The 18,751-nt window shown below is 71.6% G+C and carries 17 protein-coding genes and 2 pseudogenes; 7 read left to right on the forward strand and 12 right to left on the reverse strand.

Annotated elements, in window-relative coordinates; translation table 11 throughout:
• Positions 1-128: 128 nt before the first annotated feature.
• Both ACYVF7_RS44640 and ACYVF7_RS44645 read right to left on the reverse strand, forming a co-directional pair.
• Positions 129-707, reverse strand: a complete 579-nt coding sequence (locus ACYVF7_RS44640) for an Lrp/AsnC family transcriptional regulator (protein ID WP_460352029.1) — start codon at positions 705-707, stop codon at positions 129-131.
• A gap of 674 nt (positions 708-1,381) precedes the next feature.
• Positions 1,382-1,552, reverse strand: a pseudogene (locus ACYVF7_RS44645) (hypothetical protein); the annotation flags it as partial.
• A gap of 24 nt (positions 1,553-1,576) precedes the next feature.
• On the opposite strand from ACYVF7_RS44645, the gene ACYVF7_RS44650 reads away from it, so the two are divergent.
• Positions 1,577-3,052, forward strand: a complete 1,476-nt coding sequence (locus ACYVF7_RS44650; protein ID WP_460352030.1) for an MFS transporter — start codon at positions 1,577-1,579, stop codon at positions 3,050-3,052.
• A 257-nt stretch (positions 3,053-3,309) separates the two neighbouring features.
• Here ACYVF7_RS44650 and dnaJ read toward each other — a convergent pair.
• Both dnaJ and hrcA read right to left on the reverse strand, forming a co-directional pair.
• Positions 3,310-4,439: pseudogene (gene dnaJ, locus ACYVF7_RS44655) on the reverse strand (molecular chaperone DnaJ).
• Entirely contained in the window at positions 4,440-5,453 is a 1,014-nt protein-coding gene (gene hrcA / locus ACYVF7_RS44660) for a heat-inducible transcriptional repressor HrcA (RefSeq protein WP_460352031.1), read from the reverse strand.
• 135 nt (positions 5,454-5,588) lie between these two features.
• On the opposite strand from hrcA, the gene ACYVF7_RS44665 reads away from it, so the two are divergent.
• The 4 genes from ACYVF7_RS44665 to ACYVF7_RS44680 all read left to right on the forward strand — a co-directional run bounded on the left by ACYVF7_RS44665 (position 5,589) and on the right by ACYVF7_RS44680 (position 9,055).
• Entirely contained in the window at positions 5,589-6,392 is an 804-nt protein-coding gene (locus tag ACYVF7_RS44665) for an MBL fold metallo-hydrolase (RefSeq protein WP_460352032.1), read from the forward strand.
• A gap of 269 nt (positions 6,393-6,661) precedes the next feature.
• Entirely contained in the window at positions 6,662-7,483 is an 822-nt protein-coding gene (locus ACYVF7_RS44670; protein ID WP_460352033.1) for a DUF3097 domain-containing protein, read from the forward strand.
• A 102-nt stretch (positions 7,484-7,585) separates the two neighbouring features.
• A complete protein-coding gene (locus tag ACYVF7_RS44675) occupies positions 7,586-8,224 on the forward strand; it encodes a DUF4870 domain-containing protein (RefSeq protein WP_460352034.1) in 639 nt (212 codons plus the stop codon).
• A gap of 9 nt (positions 8,225-8,233) precedes the next feature.
• The gene (locus ACYVF7_RS44680; RefSeq protein WP_460352035.1) at positions 8,234-9,055 is read left to right on the forward strand and encodes a DUF4870 domain-containing protein; all 822 of its coding nucleotides are present in this window, start codon (positions 8,234-8,236) and stop codon (positions 9,053-9,055) included.
• 10 nt (positions 9,056-9,065) lie between these two features.
• Here the strand turns inward: ACYVF7_RS44680 and hemW are convergent, their stop codons facing one another.
• From hemW to lepA, 4 genes are all read right to left on the reverse strand, one after another.
• Positions 9,066-10,274 (reverse strand): radical SAM family heme chaperone HemW, encoded by a 1,209-nt coding sequence (gene hemW / locus ACYVF7_RS44685; protein ID WP_460352036.1) that lies wholly within the window; start codon positions 10,272-10,274, stop codon positions 9,066-9,068.
• Between the two features lie 506 nt (positions 10,275-10,780).
• The gene (locus ACYVF7_RS44690) at positions 10,781-11,152 is read right to left on the reverse strand and encodes an ATP-binding protein (protein ID WP_460352037.1); all 372 of its coding nucleotides are present in this window, start codon (positions 11,150-11,152) and stop codon (positions 10,781-10,783) included.
• 258 nt (positions 11,153-11,410) lie between these two features.
• Complete coding sequence (locus ACYVF7_RS44695; RefSeq protein ID WP_460352038.1) at positions 11,411-12,277, reverse strand: LLM class F420-dependent oxidoreductase; 867 nt, start codon at positions 12,275-12,277, stop codon at positions 11,411-11,413.
• 102 nt (positions 12,278-12,379) lie between these two features.
• Positions 12,380-14,200, reverse strand: a complete 1,821-nt coding sequence (lepA, locus tag ACYVF7_RS44700) for a translation elongation factor 4 (RefSeq protein ID WP_460352039.1) — start codon at positions 14,198-14,200, stop codon at positions 12,380-12,382.
• A 212-nt stretch (positions 14,201-14,412) separates the two neighbouring features.
• Here lepA and rpsT point away from each other — a divergent pair, with 212 nt between their 5' ends.
• Positions 14,413-14,685 carry a 30S ribosomal protein S20 gene (rpsT, locus tag ACYVF7_RS44705; protein WP_460352040.1) on the forward strand — a complete coding sequence of 91 codons (273 nt, stop codon included), beginning with the start codon at positions 14,413-14,415 and terminating at the stop codon, positions 14,683-14,685.
• 279 nt (positions 14,686-14,964) lie between these two features.
• Here the strand turns inward: rpsT and ACYVF7_RS44710 are convergent, their stop codons facing one another.
• The 4 genes from ACYVF7_RS44710 to ACYVF7_RS44725 all read right to left on the reverse strand — a co-directional run bounded on the left by ACYVF7_RS44710 (position 14,965) and on the right by ACYVF7_RS44725 (position 17,392).
• Positions 14,965-15,339, reverse strand: a complete 375-nt coding sequence (locus ACYVF7_RS44710; RefSeq protein ID WP_460352041.1) for a hypothetical protein — start codon at positions 15,337-15,339, stop codon at positions 14,965-14,967.
• A complete protein-coding gene (locus ACYVF7_RS44715) occupies positions 15,336-15,842 on the reverse strand; it encodes a hypothetical protein (protein WP_460352042.1) in 507 nt (168 codons plus the stop codon). Before ACYVF7_RS44715 ends, ACYVF7_RS44710 begins: the two co-directional genes overlap by 4 nt.
• A gap of 64 nt (positions 15,843-15,906) precedes the next feature.
• The gene (holA, locus tag ACYVF7_RS44720) at positions 15,907-16,866 is read right to left on the reverse strand and encodes a DNA polymerase III subunit delta (RefSeq protein ID WP_460352043.1); all 960 of its coding nucleotides are present in this window, start codon (positions 16,864-16,866) and stop codon (positions 15,907-15,909) included.
• Positions 16,867-16,915: 49 nt separating this feature from the next.
• Positions 16,916-17,392, reverse strand: coding sequence for a PNPOx family protein (locus tag ACYVF7_RS44725; RefSeq protein ID WP_460352044.1), 477 nt, complete (start codon positions 17,390-17,392; stop codon positions 16,916-16,918).
• Positions 17,393-17,595: 203 nt separating this feature from the next.
• Here ACYVF7_RS44725 and ACYVF7_RS44730 point away from each other — a divergent pair, with 203 nt between their 5' ends.
• A complete protein-coding gene (locus ACYVF7_RS44730; RefSeq protein ID WP_460352045.1) occupies positions 17,596-18,618 on the forward strand; it encodes an LLM class flavin-dependent oxidoreductase in 1,023 nt (340 codons plus the stop codon).
• The last annotated feature ends 133 nt before the right edge of the window (positions 18,619-18,751 follow it).

An 18,751-nucleotide genomic window follows, 5' to 3' on the forward strand; every position in this document is an offset into this window, starting at 1 on the left:
GGAGCGCGCCTGAGCGGTCCCCGTACGGTCCGGCCGGTCTTGCCCAGGTCGATGTGCCGGCTCCGTTCCTGCGCCGTGCCGACGGCCGATGGGGCACCGGTCGTCGGGCAGCCGCCCAGGCGCGCGTGTCAGGACGCCGAGGACAGGCCGAGCCGGGTGCCCGCCGCAGGGCTGAGCGTGCCGGCCGCCTTGACCGTGTGCAGGATCGGGGCGGTCTCGAGGGTGTGGATTCCGGCGAGGGCGCCGAGGCGTCGCGTGAGGTAATGGTGCAGATCGGCCGGGTCTGAGCAGAGCGCCTGGGCGAGGAGGTTCGTGGGGCCGGTCGTGGCGGCGACGACGGCCAGTTCGTGGTGGCCGGCGAGCGTGGTCGCGACGTGGTCCAGGTGGGCCGGTGCGACGGCCATCCACAGCAGCGCCTGGGTGGTGGCTCCGAGGACGGCGGGGTCGACCTCGACGTCGAAGAAGACCGTGCCGCGGGCGCGCAGGTCGGCGATGTGGCGGGCGACGGTGGCCTGCGACCAGCCCGTGGCCGCGGCCAGATCGGCGTACGAGGCCCGGCCGTCCTGGCGGAGCGCGGCAAGCAGCTCCTGATCCGCGCGCGCCGGAGGTGCAGGCCGGACCGTACGGGACCGGGCTGACGCGCCGCCGGGAGAGGAAGAGCGGCCCGTACGGGGACGGGTCGACCCGTCGCCGGGATCCGCGTCCACCCGCGGCGGAGGGGCAGAGCGTGCCGTACCGGAATGGGCCGACGCGTCACCGGGATCCCCGTCCGCGTGCGGCGGAGATCCGGGGCGGGCCGCGTGGGAACGGGCCAGCCCGTCGCCAGGGTCCCCGTCCGCCCGCACCAGAGGGGCAGGGCGTGCCCTACGGGAATGGGCGGCGCGTCGCTGGGATCCCCGTCTGGGCGGGCCGTACGGGGGTGGGAGGCCGGGCCGGCCGGTGCGTCGCCGGGGTCCCCTGCGGGCCACAGTTCGCGTTGCTGGCGGTCGGTGAGGGACTGGGTGGCTCCGCGCCAGGCGGTGGGGCCGCCCAGGTAGGTGTGCAGCACGCAGTGGGCGGAGACTGCGGTGATCCCCGCCCGGCGCGGGATGTCGCGCAGCAGCAGGGCATTGGAGACCTCGACGCCGTGCGGCGCGTGGATGAGAGTGAAGATCTCCGTGCCGCCCGAGACCAGCTTGACCCATGAGGTGTCCGGCCGCCGGGCGAGGGAGTGCGCGAGGGTCTGCGCGGTGGCCGGGGTCGTGGTGAGGCGGACCATCCACTGGGTGTGCCCGGCCTGGCCTGTCTCGGCGAGGCCGACCACGCGCAGGCCCGCTTCGGCGCGCAGCCGCCGGTATCGGCGCGCCACGGTCTGGGTGGACACGCCGAGGACCGTGGCGATCCGGCTGAACGGCGCCCGTCCGTCGATGTAGAGGGCGTGGATGATGCACCGGTCGAGATCGTCGAGCATGCACTGATCTTGCATCAATGACGCTTCGGATGGAAACAATCCGCCGATCTCCCGCCGTGGATGGAACGGCTGATTCCGGCCTCGCACGCTGGGTCGCGACATCGGGCGTGACCGGAAGGAAGATCGATGGAGATACGAAAAGGGACAGCGGCGTACCGCTTCCGCTGGCTCGCGCTGGGCGCCCTGCTGGTCGCCGAGGCGATGAACCTGCTGGACGCGACGATCGTGCAGGTCGCCGCGCCGGTGATCCACGCCGAGCTGGGCGGTGGCGAGGCCGACATCCAGTGGTTCAGCGCCGCTTACACGCTGCCGTTCGCGATGCTGCTGGTCACGGGGGGCCGGCTGGGCGACATGGTGGGGCGCAGGCGCGTGTTCGCGATCGGGGTGGCGGGCTTCGCGCTCGCGTCGCTGTCGTGCGCGCTGGTGCCCGGGGCCGGGGCGCTGATCGTCGCCCGAGCGGTCCAGGGCGTCGCCGCCGCGTTGATCATCCCGCAGACGATCGGGCTGATCCGCGCCATGTTCGACGGGGCGGAGCTGGCCAAGGCGATGGGGAGCATCGGGCCGGTGATGGGCCTGGCCGCGATCTGCGGGCCGGTGCTGGGGGCGGTGCTCACGCACGCCGACCTGTTCGGCTCCTCTTGGCGTTCGGTGTTCCTCGTCAACCTGCCGCTCGCGGCGGTCGTGCTGGCCGTGGTCCCGAGGATGCGCGAGGACAGGGCGGCGGCGCGGCCGCGCCTGGACCTGCTCGGCACGGTGCTGGCGATCGCCGGAGCCGGGCTGGTCGTCCATCCCCTGATCCAGAGCGGGACTGCCGGTGTACGGGCGGGCGGCTGGGCCGAGATGGGCGCCGGGGCCGTGGTCCTGGTGGCGTTCGGTCTTCAGCAGCGGTACGCCGCCCGTCGCGGTGGCCGGCCGCTGGTGGAGCCGAGCTTGTTCCGCGACCGGGGCTTCCCGGCCGCGCTGGCGACCTCGACGCTGTTCTTCGCCGTGATGAACGGGCTGATGCTGGTCGTCGTGGTGCAGGTGCAGGTCGGGCTGGGTGACGACGTCCTCACCGCCGGGCTGACGCTGCTGCCGTGGTCCTGCGGCATGGCGATCTCCTCGTGGGTCTCGGGGACGCGCCTGGTGCCGCGGTACGGGTCGCGGATGATGTTCGTGGGGCTGGCCGTCATGATCGCCGGTCTCCTCGCCGCGGTCGCCGTCTACGCCGGCGCCCGGCCGGGGGCCTACCCCTGGGCGCTGCTCGGCGCGCTGGGGCTGTGCGGGATCGGGAACGGGCTGTTCACCGTGCCGTTCTTCACCACCGCCCTGACCCGGGTACGCCCGCATGAGACGGGGTCGGCCGCCGGGCTGCTCAACGCGGTCCAGCAGTTCGGCGGCACGTTGGGCATCGCCCTGCTGGGCACCGTCTTCTTCCGCTCCCTGGCGACGGGGTCCCGGACGGGCGCGGCGTCGCTGCACGCCGTCGGACTGACGTTCTGGCTCGCGGCGGGGCTGCTCGTCGCGGCGGCCGTCACGGCGGCGCTGATGCGCACGCGCGAGACACCGCCGGAGCGGGAGCCGGAGCCGGAGAATCGATCCGCGGCACCTGCTAACGGATGACCGAAGCCCCGCCCACATGGCGGAGGCCCGCCCACGTGACGGAGGCCCGCCCACGTGACGGAGGCCCGCCTGCGTGGCGGAGACCGGCCTACGTGACGGAGACCTGCCTGCGTGACGGAGACCCGCCCGTGTGACAGGGACGGGCTCGCGTAACGAAGGCCGGCCCGCGTGACACAGACCCGCTCGCATGGCGAAGGTCCGCTCACGGGTGACGAATGCCCCGTCCGGTCAAGGCCGGACGGGGCATTCGCGATGGCTCAGCGGCCGTTGAACGCGTCGCGGAGGCGGGAGAAGAAGCCCTGCTGGCCCGGGGAGAACTTGCCCGGCGGGCGCTCCTCGCCGCGCAGGCCGGCCAGCTTGCGCAGGAGCTCCTCCTGCTCCTCGTCGAGCTTGGTCGGCGTCTCGATGTTCACGTGGATCATCAGGTCGCCGCGGCCGTTCTCGTTGAGGTGCTTGATGCCCAGGCTGTACATCGGGATCACCTGGCCGGACTGGGTGCCGGGCCGTATGTCGATCTCCTCGGGGCCGTCGAGGGTCTCGACGGTCAGCGTGGTGCCGAGCGCGGCGGCGGTCATCGGGACCTGGACGGTGCAGTGCAGGTCGTCGCCCTGCCGTTCGAAGATCGGGTGCGGGCGCTCCACGATCTCGAGGAACAGGTCGCCGGCCGGTCCGCCGCCCGGGCCGACCTCGCCCTCACCGGCGAGCTGGATGTGGGTGCCGTTCTCGACGCCGGCGGGGATGCGCACCTTGATCGTGCGGCGGGTGCGGACCCGGCCGTCGCCGGAGCACTCCGGGCAAGGGTTGCGGATCATGGTGCCGTAGCCGCCGCACTGGGGGCAGGCCCGCGACGTCATGACCTGGCCGAGGAACGACCGGGTGACCTGCTGCACCTCGCCCCGGCCGTGACACATGTCGCACGTCTCGGGGTGCGTACCCGGTGCCGTGCCGGCGCCCGAGCAGTTGTTGCACACGACGGCGGTGTCGACCGTGAGCTCGCGTGTGGTGCCGAACGCCGTCTCGGACAGGTCCAGTTCGACGCGCACGGTGCCGTTGCGGCCCCGGCGGGCCCGGCTGCGCGGCCCTCGCTGGGTGGTGGTGCCGAAGAAGGCGTCCATGATGTCGCTGAACGGGAATCCCGCGCCGAAGCCGCCGGCTCCGCGCCGGCGCCCGCGGCGAACGGGTCGGCGCCCAGGTCGTACATCTCGCGTTTCTTCGGATCGGAGAGCACCTCGTACGCCTGGGTGATCTCCTTGAACCGATCCTGCGTGGCCGGATCGGGATTCACATCCGGGTGCAGCTCACGCGCGAGCCTTCGGTAAGCCTTCTTGATCTCGTCCGCACTGGCGTCCCGGCGCACCCCGAGGGTCGCGTAGTAGTCGTTCGCCACTTACGACCCCGCCAGAATCTGACCGACGTAACGTGCCACTGCGCGCACTGCTCCCATCGTCCCGGGGTAGTCCATCCGCGTCGGACCGAGAACGCCGAGCCGGGCCACGGCCTGGTCGCCCGCGCCGTACCCGGTGGCGACCACCGAGGTCGTGCGCAGGCCCTCATGCGGGTTCTCGGTGCCGATCCGCACGGTGAGGCCGGAGGGGTTCTCCGCCTCGCCGAGCAGTCGCATCAGGACGACCTGTTCTTCCAGGGCCTCCAGCACGTCACGGAGGCTCTGGGACAAATCGGCGCGGGCGAGGTTCGCCGCGCCACCGATGATTATCTTCTCTTCGTGCTTCTCCACGAGGCTCTCGAGGAGGACCGACAGCACCGTCGCGGCTAGGGGCCGCTCGCCGACCGCAACGTGCTCCGGCAGGTCGGCCAGGGCGTCGGGCACGTCGGTGAGCCAGCACCCGTCGAGACGCGCGTTGAGCAGCGCCCGCAGGTGCGCGATGGCCTCGTCGGAGACGTCCTCGTGGGTCTCGATGGCCCGCTGCTCGACGCGGCCGGTGTTGGTGATGACCACGAGCAGGAGCCGCTGGGTCGCGATCGGCACCAGCTCCACGTGCCGTACCGACGAACGCGTCAGCGAGGGGTACTGCACGACGGCGACCTGCCGCGTCAGCTGTGCCAGCAGCCGGACCGTACGGCTCACGACATCGTCGAGGTCGTAGGCGTTGGCGAGGAACGTCTCGATGGCGCGCCGCTCGGCCGCCGACAGCGGCTTGATCGTGGACAGCCGGTCGACGAACAGCCGGTATCCCTTGTCGGTCGGCACACGTCCCGCGCTCGTGTGGGGCTGGGCGATGTAGCCCTGCTCCTCGAGCACGGCCATGTCGTTTCGGATCGTGGCCGGCGAGACACCGAGATTGTGCCGGTCGACCAGCGCCTTGGAACCCACCGGCTCGTGGGTGGACACGTAATCTTCGACGATGGCTCGCAGCACGGCCAGTTTTCGATCGTCGAGCACGCACTCACCTCCCGTGTCCGCGGCCCTTCAATCTGGCACTCTTCTCCTCTGAGTGCCAAGTGTACGGCTCGGCGGCGCGCACGAGGAGACGCCGGTGGATCACGTTCTCGCGTCGAGCATGGCAGAGTCACTTCTGTGACCTGGCACGAGATTGCGGAACGTTGTTTCCAGCGCCGTTATTCCGACTTCGACGTGACCGTGGGGGTCGTCGTCGGGGCCGAAGGCGCCGTCGTCATCGACACCCGCGCGAGTGTCGCACAGGGCGTGCGGCTGCGCGACGACGTTCGACAGCTCGGCGTCGACGATCCCATCGTCGTCAACACCCACGGCCATTTCGACCACTGCTTCGGCAACGCCGCGTTCGCCGCGGAGCGGTGGGGACACGCGTCGTTGCCGGACTACCTGGCCCACACCGCGCGGCCGATGCTGACGCGGGAGTTCCCCGGGTGGGCGGAGAAGGTCGAGACCGACCTGCTGCTCGCGCCGGACCACCTCGTCACCGACCGCGCCGAGCTCGACCTGGGCGACCGCGTCGTCGAGCTGCGCCACTTCGGCCGGGGCCACACGGACGGCGATCTCGTGGTGTGGGTCCCCGACGCGCGGTGCGCGTTCACCGGCGACCTGATCGAGCAGTCGGGCCCGCCGTCGTACGGCGGCGACTCCTTCCCGCTGGAGTGGTCCGGCACCCTGACCGAGCTGCTGCGGGCCGTAGACGGCGTGCTCGTGCCCGGGCACGGGGAGCCCGTCGATACGGACTTCGCGGACCGCCAGCGCGAGGAGATCGACCTGGTGGCCCACCGGGTGCGGGAGACCCACGCCGCGGGCCTGGGCGTCGAGGAGGCCCTCGGCTCCGGCGACTGGCCGTACCCGGCCGAGGCGCTGCGCGAGGCCGTCCGGCGCGGCCACGACCACCTGGACCCGCGCCCTGGATCGGGATGAGCCACCGGAAGGACCCGACGCCAGGCGACCGGACCGGTGAGGCATCAGCGCGAGCCGCCTGGGCGACGAGGGTTTCTAGGTGAGCCACCCGGACCGGCCTGACAAGCGATCATGACGAGCCGCCCGAGCGATCCGGGCGACGAGGGCCAGGGCGGGCCACTCGGACGATCGGGCCGACGAGGGAGCAGGGCGAGTCGCTCGGACGATCGGGCCGACGAGGGCGCTTGGACGGCTGACCCGCTCGCCCCGTGACCGGTACGGTGCGACGGGTGCGGAGCAAAGACTATGGACGCGACGTTCTGTCCGGCGACTGGCGCCGCCCGAAGAAAGGGCAGATCCCGGAGGTCGCCGCCGAGCGCGGACTGGTCGCCGAGGACCCGTCGAGCGGTTTCTGCGGCGCGGTCGTCGCCTGTGAGAAGGACGCGGTGACCTTGGAAGACCGGTTCGGCAAGCGCCGGGTCTTCCCTCTCGCCAAGGCCGGGTTCCTCATCGACGGCAAGCCGGTGACGCTCGTCCGTCCCGTACGGGCGGCGGGGACCGCACGGTCGGCGTCCGGTTCGGTCGCCGTGCCGAACCTCCGCGCCCGCGTCGCCCGAGAGAGCCGGATCTACGTCGAGGGCCGCCACGACGCCGAGCTCGTGGAGAAGATCTGGGGGCACGACCTGCGGGTCGAGGGCGTCGTCGTGGAGTACCTCGAGGGCGTCGACCACCTCCCCGACATCGTCGAGGAGTTCGGCCCCGGGCCGGAACGCCGGCTGGGCGTGCTCGTCGACCACCTCGTGGCCGGTTCGAAGGAGAGCCGCATCGCCGGCGAGGTTTCCTCGCCGTACGTCCTCGTCACCGGTCACCCGTTCATCGACATCTGGGAGGCCGTGAAGCCGTCCGCGCTCGGCATCCCGGCGTGGCCCCGGGTGCCGCGCGGGACGTCCTGGAAGGAGGGCGTCATCGCCGCCCTCGGCTGGCGGGGCGAGCCGGGTGAGGTGTGGCAGGCGATCCTCGGCCGGGTCCGCGCCTACACCGACCTGGAGCCCGCGCTGCTCGGGCGGGTCGAGGAGCTGATCGACTTCGTCACCGTCCCGCAACAGGACTGAGGAAGCCGCAACCATCCCGCGTCGGCGTACGTCTCATACACTGCGACCTCTTTCGGTCACCGCCCGACATTTCCTCATGTTCCGCTAGAAGGGACACCACCAATGACCTATGGCCAGCAACCGGGCTACGGACGGCCCGGCCTCGGCGGACCGGGTTACGGCCCCGGCCCGGGAGGCCAGGCGTACGGACCGGGGCACGGAGGCCAGGGCCATGGACGGGTACCGGCCCAGGGCCACGGGCCGTCGCCCTACGCCCAGCCCGGGTACGCGCCGGGAGGCTACGACCAGAGCGGGTACCAGCAGCAGCCGTACGCTGCGCCGCACGGGCAGCAGGCCCCTCCGTCCGCGGGCTACGGCCCGCCCCAGCCCGCGAAGCGGCGCCGCGAGCCGACGCCCACCGGCGGGCCGGTCACGGACGAGGACGAACGCTGGGCCGTTCCGGCCTACGTCGGGATCTTCGTCGCCGGGTTCATCGCGCCCGCCATCGTCTACCTCCTCAGGGGCCGTTCCTCGCGGTTCGCGCGCTTCCATGCGATCCAGGCGCTCAACCTGTCCATCGCGATGACCGCCTGCAACGTCGCCGCCTTCGCCGTGACCTACTTCATCGGCCCACAGGGGCTGCTCATCACGCTGGCGGTGCTGGCCATCGAGTACTTCTGCGTCGTCAAGGCCGCGATCGGCGCGAACCGCTGCGAGTGGTACCGCCTGCCCTCGATCGCCGCCTGGCCGATCCTGCGATAGGGATGTCGGGTGAGCGAGCCACAGGACCCCCGGCCCTCTTTCGAACCGCCGGACCCGGCGCTGAGCGACTCGCCCTCCACTCCTCCGCCTCCCGCCGGTCCCCCGCCCGGACCGTCATGGCCGGGAGCGCACGACACCCCGCCCGGCCAGCCGCCTCCGGCCGGTCCCCTGCCCGGACCGCCGTGGGCGGAACCACACGACACGCCGCCCGGCCGGCCGCCTTATGACGCCTCCGGGGGCCCGCCGTACGGCGGGCCCCCGACGCCACCGGGCCCGTACGGCACCCCGGCCGAACCCCCGATGCCACCGGGGCCGTACGGACTGCCCTACGGCGGCCCGCCGGCAGGGCCCGGGCCGTACGACGCGTCACCCGGTCCACAGGCGCACGGTCCCGGGTACGGCGGTCCTCCGCACCCTCCCGTCCCGTACGGCGGGCCTCCCGTCCCGTACGGCTACGGGCCGCCGGCGCACGCCGCCCCGGGAATCACGGCGGCCGACGACACGACGTGGGCGCTCATGGCGTACGTCGGGCAGTTCGCGATCGGGTTCATCGCGCCGCTCGTCGTCTACGCGTCGCGCAAGGACCGGTCGCCGTTCGTCCGCCAACATGGGGCGCAGGCGCTGAACCTCGCGCTGACCAGCCTCATCCTCACGTTCGGCAGCATCCTGCTGATCGTCATCACGCTCGGGATCGGCGCGATCGTCGTCCTCCCGGCGCTCGTGGCGTACGGCGTGGCGCACCTGATCTATCTGATCATGGGCGCGGTACGGGCGAGCAAGGCCCAGCCGTACGTGATCCCGAAGTGGCTGTGCTGGCCGATGATCAAGTGATCGCGGTCCGTCAGGGCGTCAGGTCCCGGACGACCGCGTCGGCCAAGAGCCGCCCGCGCAGGGTCAGCACCGCGCGTCCCGCCTCGTAGGCCTCGGCGACGAGCAGGCCGTCCGCGACCGCGCGGCGTACGGCGGTGGCGTCGAGCAGGTCGAGGGGGCAGCCGTCGGCCAGGCGGAGTTCGAGCATCACGCGTTCGAACCGCCGGTCGGCGGAGTCCAGGATCTCCCGGGCGTGCGCCGGTGTGGTGTCGGCCGCGAGGCGGGCGGCGTACGCGGCGGGGTGCTTGACGTTCCACCAGCGGGTGCCGCCGACGTGGCTGTGCGCGCCCGGGCCGACCCCCCACCAGTCGCCGCCGGTCCAGTACAGCAGGTTGTGCCGGCAGCGGGCGTCGTCGTCCGCCGCCCAGTTGGAGATCTCGTACCAGTTCAGCCCGTGGGTGCCGAGGGTCCGCTCGGCGGCGAGGTAGCGGTCGGCCATGGCGTCGTCGTCCGGCGCGGCGACCTCGCCCCGGCGCACCTGGGCGGCCAGCCGGGTGCCCTCCTCGACGATCAGCGCGTACGCCGAGACGTGATCGGGACCGGCCTCGAGTACGGCGTCGAGGCTGGCCTGCCAGTCGGCGTCGCTCTCCCCCGGGGCGCCGTAGATGAGGTCGAGGTTCACGTGCTCGAACCCGGCCTCGCGCGCCCACCGGACGCACTGCTGCGGCCTGCCGGGCGTGTGCGTACGGTCGAGGACGGCCAGCACGTGTTCTCGGGAGCTCTGCATCCCGAAGGACATGCGCGTGAAGCCCGCCTCCCGGAGTCCGGCGAGGTAGCCCGGATCGACCGTTTCGGGGTTGGCCTCGGTGGTCACCTCGGCGTCGGCCGCCAGCCCGAACTCCTTGCCGATCGCCTCGAGGATCCGCCCCAGGTCGTCGGCGGGCAGCAGGGTGGGCGTGCCGCCTCCGACGAAGACGGTCTCGACGGGGAGGTCGGCGTCGCCGAGCACGCGGCGGGCGAGACGGATCTCGGCGATGGCCGTGTCGGCGTACGCCTCGCGTGACGCGCCTCGCAACTCGGTCGCCGTGTAAGTGTTGAAATCGCAGTAGCCGCAGCGGGTCACGCAGAACGGCACGTGCACGTAGAAGCCGAACGGACGGTCACCGAGCCCTTCGAGGGCGCTGCCGGGCAGCGCGCCGTCACTGGGGACCGGATCTCCATCGGGCAGAGTCGAGGGCACCCCTCAAGTCTGCCGCCACCGGACGGATGCCCGGGACGGCGTACGACGCCGGGCGAGGGCGGTCACGGGCGCGAACGACGGTCCGACCCGGTCACCAAACGACTCTCGGCGAGGACGGTCACGGAGCCACGGACAGCGGCCCGGCTCCGTCACGGACCCGCAAGACGACGGACGACGCCCTCCGACGGTGGTCGTGGGACCACACACCCCGGCCCGACCCGGTCACCGAGCCACAAGACGCGGCCCGCCGGGGCACGCAACCGCAAGACGTGGCTCGGCCCGGTCGCAGAACTGCAAGACGGAGTCCGGCCCGATCACGAAACCACAAGACAGGCCCGTCGGGGCACAGGACCGCAAGACGGGGCCCGGCCCGGTCGCGAAACCGCATGACGGAGTCCGGCCCGATCACGGAACCGCAGGACGGCGGCCCAGGCTCGGCCACAAGCCGGTCACCGGGGGCGAGCCGGCTCGCGGCAGGGGTGTCGGCGCGGTCGGCGTAGGTGCTCTCAGTACCCGAACTCCACCCACACCGTGGTCCGGCCGGCGCGCCGGGTCACGCCCCAGCGGTCCGCGAGGGCGTCGATGAGGAGCAGCCCGCGCCCGTGCTCGGCATCGATGCCGGGTTCGCTCGTACGGTGGGGTTCTCCGTCGATCATGCCGTCGTTGACGACCTCGGCTCGGATCCGGTGGTCCGCGACGGCGAGCCTGATCGTGAACCGGCCGCCGGCTCCGCTGGGGGTGTGCCTGACCGCGTTGGTGGCGAGTTCGCTCACGCTCAGGCCGACGACGTCCAGAGCGGGGTGGTGGGAGCCGAGTGTATCCCGCACGAATCCACGGCCCACCGCGACCGACCGCTCCGTTCCGGGCAGTGCGATCACTCCGATGAGCGTCATTTCGGCCGGAGCGCTGCCGCCCGGGACACACGGATCGCGGGGGTACGCTTCGGGTCGCGCTATGGCAGCATCCACAACTCCTCCCTAAAACAGACGGAGTGACCCCATTCCCGTTATGGCGGGCGAGAACCCGGATCGCCGATTCCGGTCTTTCGGACGGAGTTGATGAGCGGCCCCTTATCGGCCGCACAGCCTGCCCATCGGGCGTCCGACCTCGCCGCGGTGAGGTTCATCACAACGGCGTCAAGAACCACTCCGGTCCAGCCCCAGGCCGACGGCGAGCTCCCGCCACTCCGTACGGGGCAGCCCGCTCCGGTCGTCGGTGAGCACCTGGAGGACCGCGTGGTCGGCGCCCGCGTCACGATGAGCGGCGATCCGCCGCCGTACCGTCTCGACGTCACCGCACGCGACGGCCGCGTCGATCAGTCGGTCACTGCCGCCCTCGGCGAAGTCGTCCTCGGTGAAGCCCAGTCGCAGCAGGTTGTTCGTGTAGTTGGGCAGCGTCATGTAGAAGCCGAGGTGCCGCCGTGCCGTCGCGCGCGCCCGCTCGGGATCGGTGTCGAGCACCACCTTGATCTCGGGGGCCAGCATCCGGTCCGGGCCGAGGATCTCCCGCGCCTGCGCCGTGTGCTCGGGCGTCACGAGGTACGGGTGGGCGCCGGCCGCGCGGTCCCGGGACAGCGCGAGCATGCGCGGCCCGAGCGCGGCCAGCACGCGCTCGGATCGCGGAACGCCCGCGGCGTCGAGCCCGTCGAGGTAGGCGGCCATCGCCGAGTACGGCCTGCGGTAGCCCTCGGCGAGGCCGGCGTGGCTCGCGCCCAGGCCCAGCAGGAACCGTCCGGGATGGGCCGCGGACACCTCCTTGTGCCGCGCCGCGACGCCGGCCGCGTCGTACTCCCAGATGTTGAGGATCCCGGTGGCGACGACCACCCGGGAGGTCGCCTCCAGCACCGGCTCGGCGTGGTGCACCCCCGGGCTTCCGCCGAGCCAGAGCGCGTCGTACCCGAGCTGTTCCAGCTCCGCCGCCGCCTCCCGGATCTCGCCGGCGGCGTTCGGATCGTCGTTGCGCAGCCCGAAACTCCAGATGCCCACCCGGCCGACGTTCACCATCGTCTTCCTCCAACCGACTCGGCCGACCACTGTCACAGGTCAGCCTGCCCCGGTGGAGCCGATCCGAAGACGCGTGAACCGATCCCTACGGCGGCGCGGTGGCTACTTCTTCTTCTCGGTGGCCGCGCCGGTCGACAGCGCGGCGACGAAGGCCTCCTGCGGGACGTCGACCCGGCCGATGGTCTTCATCCGCTTCTTGCCTTCCTTCTGCTTCTCCAGCAGCTTGCGCTTACGGGAGATGTCACCGCCGTAGCACTTGGCGAGGACGTCCTTGCGGATGGCGCGGATGTTCTCCCGGGCGATGATCCGCGCGCCGATCGCCGCCTGGATCGGGACCTCGAACTGCTGCCGCGGGATGAGCTCCTTGAGCTTGGCCGTCATCATCAGGCCGTACTCGCGGGCCTTGTCCTTGTGGACGATCTGGCTGAAGGCGTCCACCGACTCGCCCTGCAGCAGGATGTCCACCTTGACCAGGTCGGACTCCTGCTCGCCGCTCGGCTCGTAGTCGAGCGAGGCGTATCCGCGGGTGCGCGACTTCAGCTGGTCGAAGAAGTCGAAGATGATCTCGGCCAGCGGGAGGGTGTAGCGGATCTCGACGCGGTCCTCCGACAGGTAGTCCATGCCGAGCAGGACGCCGCGCCGGCCCTGGCACAGCTCCATGATCGCGCCGATGTGGTCGCTCGGCGACAGGATGGTCGCCTTCACGATCGGCTCGTACACCGCGCCGATCTTGCCCTCGGGGAACTCGCTCGGGTTGGTGACCCGGTGCTCCTCGGCGGTCTCCATCACCACGCGGTAGACGACGTTCGGCGCGGTGGAGATGAGCGACAGGTCGAACTCCCGCTCCAGCCGCTCGCGCACGATCTCCATGTGCAGCAGGCCCAGGAAGCCGCAGCGGAACCCGAAGCCCAGCGCCAGGGACGTCTCCGGCTCATAGATCAGCGCGGCGTCGTTGAGGCGCAGCTTGTCGAGCGCGTCGCGCAGCTCGGGATAGTCGTCTCCGTCCACCGGATAGAGGCCGGAGAACACCATCGGCTTTGGATCCTGATAGCCGCCGAGCGACTCCGCCGCCGGGCCGGACGCGCTCGTCACCGTGTCGCCCACCCGGGCCTGACGGACGTCCTTCACGCCGGTGATGAGGTAGCCCACCTCGCCGACGCCGAGGCCGGTGACCGGCTTGGGCTCCGGCGAGATCACGCCCACCTCGAGGGTGTCGTGCGCGGCCTTCGTGGACATCATCAGGCTCTTCTCGCGCCGCGACAGGTGCCCGTCGACCACCCGCACGTACGTGACGACGCCCCGGTAGGTGTCGTACACCGAGTCGAAGATCATCGCACGGGCCGGGGCGTCCGGGTCGCCCACGGGCGCCGGGACCGTCGCGACGACGTTGTCGAGCAGCTCCGCGACGCCCTCGCCCGTCTTGCCCGACACGCGCAGCACCTCGGAGGGGTCGCAGCCGATGATGCCGGCGAGCTCCGCGGCGTACTTGTCCGGCTGCGCGGCGGGCAGGTCGATCTTGTTGAGGACCGGGATGATGTGCAGGTCCGCCTCGAGCGCCATGTAGAGGTTGGCCAGCGTCTGCGCCTCGATGCCCTGCGCGGCGTCGACGAGCAGCACGGCCCCCTCGCACGCCGCCAGCGAACGCGACACCTCGTACGAGAAGTCGACGTGGCCGGGCGTGTCGATCAGGTTGAGGACGTGGTCCTTCCACGGCAGGCGCACGGCCTGGCTCTTGATGGTGATGCCACGCTCGCGCTCGATGTCCATCCGGTCGAGATACTGAGCGCGCATCTGACGCTCCTCGACCACACCGGTGAGCTGAAGCATGCGGTCGGCGAGCGTCGACTTGCCATGGTCGATGTGCGCGATGATGCAGAAGTTGCGAATCACCGCGGGATCGGTCTGGTTCGGTACGGGCGGCACCGGGTTCCTCAAGAAGTGGCGGATCTAGCGTCTTCCATGGTCCCATGCCGGGCGCCATGCTCCCGCCGCGCGCCGCCCGACGCGCTCTTCGCGCCCCAGCCGGCCGTTCGGTTTGGGGAGGGGCGGGTGAGGTTGGTAGTCTGTTCCACTGCGTGTGGGCGCGATAGGTCCCGCGCCCCCATCCCATCGACTTAAGACCTGAGGCTTCTTTCGTGGCGAACATCAAGTCCCAGATCAAGCGGAACAAGCAGAACGAGAAGGCTCGCCTGCGCAACAAGGCGGTCAAGTCGGAGCTGAAGACCGCGATCCGCAAGTTCCGTGAGGCCGCCGAGGCCGGTGACGTCGAGGCCGTCCAGGCCGAGCTGCGTCACGCTTCGCGCAAGCTCGACAAGGCCGTGAGCAAGGGCGTCATCCACAAGAACCAGGCTGCCAACCGCAAGTCGGCGATCGCCAAGCGCGCCGCCGAGCTGCAGGCCGCCAAGTAAGACCGACCGACGCGTCACCGACGCCGTGCCCGCTGGTCCGGGCGCGGCGTCGCTGTGCTTGCCTGCGCCTGGGCACCCGGTCGCGACCGGCCGTGTCGCCGTCGGCGAGGCCGGCCCTCGGCGCCGCACCGTCGGTCACCATGAGCGCCTGCCCTCTCGCCGCCGGTCCCGGCTTGGCCATCGTCTCCTGAGCACGTATGTGCCCCCGGCGGCACCCGGGCCCGCGCTCGTCCTCGCGTGTCAGCCCACGCCCCGCCGCCGCTGATCATCCCCGGCCGCCTACGACCTCTCGGCGATCGCCCCGTGGCCGCGCCCACGCTCGCCCTCCCGGGCCCCCGGCATCCCAAGACCCGGCGCATGCTCCCCGGCCACGTACGACGTCCCCGGACCGGCGATCACTCGCAGACCTCCGACGACGCCACACGCCCGCACTCTGCCGCCACCTTCCCCGGCGTCCCAGGCCGACGCACGATCTCCGGTCGCGTACGGCCTCCCCGCGACGTCCCGGACCAGCGACCACCCGCTCCGCCGCCCGCACCCGCGCACGCTCCCGGCCGCGTACGGCCTCCCGGTGACACCGCCGGCCTGCGATCGCTCGATCTCTCCCCAGCCGTACGCGATCTCCGGGTGGCGATGGCCGCCCGACGTGGTCACGGGTGCGTCGCCGTCATCGCCCGTTCGACGTCGGTCCAGGTCCGCGTGGCCTCCACCCAGTCCGGTGGCGAGGCGCCCTGCGGGCCGAACAGGTAAAGGTGCGGCACCAGGCCCCGTAGCGCGTTGTGCACGCCGAGCCGATCGTCGATCATGTGGGTGATGTGGAGTTCCGCGCAGTGAACGGCCTTGTCGGCGCGTTTGCGGCAGAACCGTACGTTCCCGCGCGGGACCCCCGTACGCCGGTAGAAGTCGTTGTGATCGAGCCAGTCCAGGGTGCGCCGCTGGACGCGTTCCCCGCACTTGGAGATCACCCATACCCGTCCGCCGAACCGTGCGACGAGCCGGGGCAGCACGTCGAACGCGCCGGGCGTGGGCGGAGTGCGCATCGCCTCCTCGAACCCGCCGCTCAGGAAGACGGTGTCCTCTTCTCCGGGTTCGGCCGCGCCTCCCTGGATGACCCGGCCGAAGTCCACGCCGAGACGTGGTTCTCTGATCTTGTTCATGAGGATCAGATTGCGGTACGGGACGGTCGGAGCGAAACGGATTTATCGCGCTCTGGGCGGGTGGTCAGCGGCCCGCGCGGGCGGCGACGATCTGGGCGACGGCCTTCTCCAGCGCGTACGCCGGATCGGCGCCACCGCCCTTGACCTGAGCGTCCGTCTCGGCGACCACCTGCAGCGCCCGCGCCACCCCGGCCGGCTCCCAGCCGCGAAGCTGCCCGCGCACCCGGTCGACCTTCCAGGGCGGCATGCCGAGCTCCTTGGCCAGTCCGGCCCCGCGCAGGCCGCGCGGCGCGCCGCCGACCTTGGCGAGGGAGCGCACGCCTTGGGCCAGCGCGCTCGTGATCAGAACCGGCGCGACACCGGTGGCCAGCGCCCAGCGGAGCTGCTCGAGGGCCTCGGCGAGCTTTCCCTCCACGGCCCGGTCGGCCACGGTGAACCCGCTGACCTCCGCGCGTCCCCGGTGGTATCGGGCGACGGCCTCGTCGTTGATCCTGCCGCCGGTGTCGGCGACGAGCTGGCTGCACGCGCTGGCCAGCTCCCGTAGATCCGTGCCGACCGCGTCGAGGAGGGTACGGGCGGCGTCCTCCCCGATGCTGCCGCCGGCCCGTCGGACCTCGGCACGGACGAAGCTCACGCGGTCGCCCGGCCGTGTGATCTTCTGGCAGGTGACCTTACGGGCGCCCGCCTTGGTGAACGCGTCGAGCAGCGCCTTGCCCTTGGCTCCGCCCGCGTGCACGACGACCAGGTCGATGTCGTCGGCCGGGTTCGCGGCGTACCGCCCGATCTCGGCGGCCAGGTCCTTGCCGAAGTCCTGGGCCGAACGGAGGACGACCACGCGCCCGCCACCGAACAACGAGGGCGACGTCAGCTCCGCCAGGGCGCCCGGTGCCAGAGTGGCCGGGGTCAGCTCATGGACCTCGACGTCGGGCTCCCGGGCGCGGGCCGCGGCGACGACGTCGCCGATCGCCCGGTCGACGAGCAGCTCCTCGTCGCCGACGACCAAGGTGAGACGTTCCGAAGACACGCAAGCAGCATGCCATGTCGCGGCATGCCGCATGACCCGCCCGCGGCCGTCAGGACGGGGCGTCCCACCGGTTCGGGCGGAAGGCGACGGCGCGCATGTCGCCGATGTCGTCGTTCTTCGGGTCCTCAGGCAGCCCCGTCAGCCGGGCGAGCGCCCACCAGGTCAGCGGACGGACCTCCTTGTACTCGATGAGCACGGCCCGGCGCTCCTCGTGGGACAGGAAGCGATGCTCCGGCTCGAGGAGGCGGAGGTGCCCGATGCGGATCTCGAGGGCACGGCCCGCCCGGAGGTTCTTCACCCAGTCGGCACGGTTGCCGCACCCGGAGAACACGATGACCTCGCCGGTCTCATGGTCGAGCTGCACGACCTCCAGCACGGTCTCACGCCGCAGCCCGCTCAGCCGCCCCTGGTGTGCGAGATAGAGGAACCGTTTTCCCAGGAGGAAACCGAGGTCCCGGTGGTAGAACCACAGCGGGGTACGCGCGATGCGGGGCAGGAGTCCGTGCGGTTGGGGGGCTCGGGACATTCCTCGGGGCATTGTCCAATGATGCCCGGTGATCAGGACATCTCGGCACAAGCGAACGGTGTCGATACGGAACCGGGATGCCTGGCGTTCCCCGCGCTCGCCGGCGTCTCGGAGCGGTGGATGGGCGGGCCGCTCCGGCCAAGTCCCCGTGCCCGGATCGGTCGGGTCCGGAATCCAGGGAGCCGCCTGCAAGTTGTTCGAATGTGCTCGAACTCAATGACGTACGCCTGTCCGTGCTCGATCTCGTGCCGGTGGACACGCAGACCACCCCCGGTGCCGCGTTGCGAGCCAGCATCGAGCTGGCCCGCGCGGTGGAGCGCCTCGGATATCACCGGTTCTGGGTCGCCGAACACCACAACATGCCCGGCATCGCCAGCTCTTCGCCGCCGGTCCTGATCGCGCATCTCGCCGAGGCGACGTCCACGCTCCGGGTCGGCTCGGGCGGGGTGATGCTGCCCAACCACGCGCCTCTGGTCGTGGCGGAGCAGTTCGGCATGCTCGAAGCACTGCACCCCGGCCGCATCGACCTCGGCATCGGCCGGGCGCCCGGCACCGATCAGGCCACCGCGTACGCGCTGCGGCGGACCGCCGACCTGGACGTCGAGGACTTCCCACGGCACCTGGCGGAGCTGAGGGCGCTCCTCGCGGGTTCGTCCCTCGGCATCCGGGCGGTGCCCGCGGCCGAGAATCCGCCGGAGGTCTGGCTGCTGGGCTCGAGCGGCTACAGCGCGCAGCTCGCGGGTGCGCTCGGGCTGCCGTTCGCGTTCGCCCACCATTTCAGCGCGCGGTTCACCGAGCCCGCGCTGGAGCTGTACCGCTCGACGTTCCAGCCGTCCGAGTCGCTGTCCCGGCCGCGTGTCATGGTGACCGCCGCCGTCGTCGGCGCCGAGACGGACGAGGAGGCGGAACGGCTGGCCGCTCCCATGGGCCTGTCGATGCTGCGACTCCGGGCCGGGCGCCCCGGTCTGCTGCCGACGCCGGAAGAGGCGCTGGCCCACCCGTACACCCCTCAGGAACGCGAGGCCATCGGCGCGATCACGGAGTCGCACGTGATCGGCGGCCCGGAGACGGTGCGCAAGGGGCTCCTCGAGTTGCTGGACCGCACCCGCCCGGACGAACTGATGATCTCTACGAACGTCGGTGATCCGGCCGCGCGACTGCGCTCGTACGAGCTGGTCAGGGAGGCTCTCACCACGGGTGGCTCGCCGGAACCGGCCGCCGTCTGAGGCCGTTTCACCGGGACCGGAGACCTAATCCGATTAGGCCTCCGGTCTCTTCACCACATAAAGACCGACGAACATACTGACCGTCTGATCCGGTCGCGCATCGCGGGGAATGGCGCACGTCGAAAGGTCTTCG

Source organism: Actinoallomurus acanthiterrae, assembly GCF_054775715.1.

What these genes read in the sequence shown, in the direction of transcription:
- ACYVF7_RS44650 (WP_460352030.1), top strand. Translation starts at nt 1,577, where the DNA reads ATGGAGATACGAAAAGGGACAGCGGCGTACCGCTTCCGCTGGCTCGCG.
- ACYVF7_RS44675 (WP_460352034.1), top strand. Translation starts at nt 7,586, where the DNA reads ATGACCTATGGCCAGCAACCGGGCTACGGACGGCCCGGCCTCGGCGGA.
- ACYVF7_RS44695 (WP_460352038.1), bottom strand. Translation starts at nt 12,277, where the DNA reads ATGGTGAACGTCGGCCGGGTGGGCATCTGGAGTTTCGGGCTGCGCAAC.
- ACYVF7_RS44715 (WP_460352042.1), bottom strand. Translation starts at nt 15,842, where the DNA reads ATGAACAAGATCAGAGAACCACGTCTCGGCGTGGACTTCGGCCGGGTC.
- ACYVF7_RS44725 (WP_460352044.1), bottom strand. Translation starts at nt 17,392, where the DNA reads ATGTCCCGAGCCCCCCAACCGCACGGACTCCTGCCCCGCATCGCGCGT.